This is a genomic window from Clostridium lacusfryxellense, assembly GCF_018861735.1.
GTDB lineage: Bacteria > Bacillota > Clostridia > Clostridiales > Clostridiaceae > Clostridium_AD > Clostridium_AD lacusfryxellense.
Window position 1 is genome coordinate 1 of sequence record NZ_JAHLEB010000128.1, and the last position, 1,836, is coordinate 1,836.

Below are 1,836 nucleotides of genomic sequence, written 5' to 3' on the forward strand. Positions count from 1 at the left end.
GATAGTGTTAACACTATCTTTGCTTTATTTATTTAAAACCCTGCTATTGCAAGGTTTGTAGCTATTTTCAGCACAAAAAACAATGACCCCCTCTGTTTGGTATAATTGTTGTATCCTAACTCAACAAAAATTCCCGAAAGAAGGTGTCATTGTGAGTTCAATTATATCAATGTTAGTTACTTATAATCAAGTATTACTTTCTCAAATTAAACAATTACTTATTTTTATTGCTAAAAATATACCGCTAAAAGTTCCGAAATACGATATGACAAGTCCTAAATATAAAAAACTTACTGTAGATAAATTACCAATTATTAAAACCTTTAAAAAGCTTGATTACAGACAGCTCTTAGATGAGTATAAAACTAATCATGGCAAGGATAAAAAGCCTGTTAATTCTCGTGGTAAACATCCTATATCACCTGATACAATATGCCCCCAATGTGGTGCTCCGCACTCCTATATCTACGATAACGCCGGTGGTCGTGGGCAGCTTTGGTGTAAAGTTTGTGATTTGCATTTCAACAGAAACAAAATTGATTTAAAAAGTGAAAAACTCATTTGCCCATTTTGTGGACATGCCCTAAGTAAAAAGAAGGACCGCAAAAATTTTTATATCCATAAATGCGTTAATAAAAAATGTAGCTTTTATCTTCAATCTCTTGCGAATCTTTCTCTTGAAGATATTAAAGAATATAAGAAAGATAAACACAAATTTAAATTACATTATATTTACAGGGAGTTTACCACAAATTATTTTGACGTTGATTTATCTTCTATGCCAAAAGGTGCTACTAGTCTGAATTTCAGAAATTTTTCACCTCATGTAATGGGCCTTTGTTTAACATATAACGTTAATTTAGGATTATCTACACGCCATACGGCGCGGGCCCTTTGGGATATCCACGGGGTTAAAATCTCCCATGTAATGGTTAGTAGATATGCCGTTACAGCTGGCGCTTTAGTTAAAACCTTTGTGGATAGTTATGACTATAAGCCAACTAACTATCTAGCTGCTGATGAAACATATACTAAAGTTAAAGGAGTACATCAATATGTCTGGATTGTTATGGACGCCATCAAAAAATCTATTCTAGGATATCAAGCGTCTTTTAGCCGTGATACTGGGCCTTGTATTTTAACTATGCGTATGGCATTTGATAAGTTTAAAAAGTTCCCTGGAAAGTCACTTAAATTTGTTGCTGACGGTTATACCGCATATAAACTTGCGCAGCAACAATTTAATCTCAAGGGCTTCGACTTCGATGTAATCCAAGTAATTGGGCTTACTAATGTCGATCCTGTTTCTACTGAGTATCGTTGGCTTAAACAAATAATAGAGCGTCTCAACAGAACATTTAAATTCTCCTATAGAGTTACAAATGGCTTTGGTAGTGAAGAAGGATCAAATACACACTTAACCCTATTCGTAGCTTATTATAATTTTCTTCGACCACACTCCTACGCTTATTGGGAACCATTAAACTCCATCCCCGAGCTTGAAAATATTCCTACTATGCCAGCAAAATGGCAAAAACTAATCGAACTTTCACAACGGCTTATAATAGAAAAACAGGTTGTATAGGTGAATTTTTCTTTTAACATATTTAAATTTCTCTTACCCGGCAGGGTTCCGTAAAAAAGGAGCAATCTGAACAGGTATATTTTTGCTGCCTTTTTTTTACTAACATAGATCAAAATCCTTAAATAACACTATTATTTAGAGATACTCCTACTAATATTTTCTGTAGCTAAATCATTTTCCAGTTTCCAATTTAGAACTTATATCCTAATTTTACCAATAGGTGTTTTTTTCATAGGTTAGTTAACACTATC

General features: G+C 33.6%; 1 protein-coding gene. It reads left to right on the forward strand.

All coding sequences use genetic code 11. The annotated features are described in order from the left end of the window. Nucleotides 1-151: 151 nt before the first annotated feature. Nucleotides 152-1,585 carry a DDE-type integrase/transposase/recombinase gene (locus KPL55_RS25530; RefSeq protein ID WP_312887400.1) on the forward strand — a complete coding sequence of 478 codons (1,434 nt, stop codon included), beginning with the start codon at nt 152-154 and terminating at the stop codon, nt 1,583-1,585. Nucleotides 1,586-1,836: the final 251 nt, after the last annotated feature.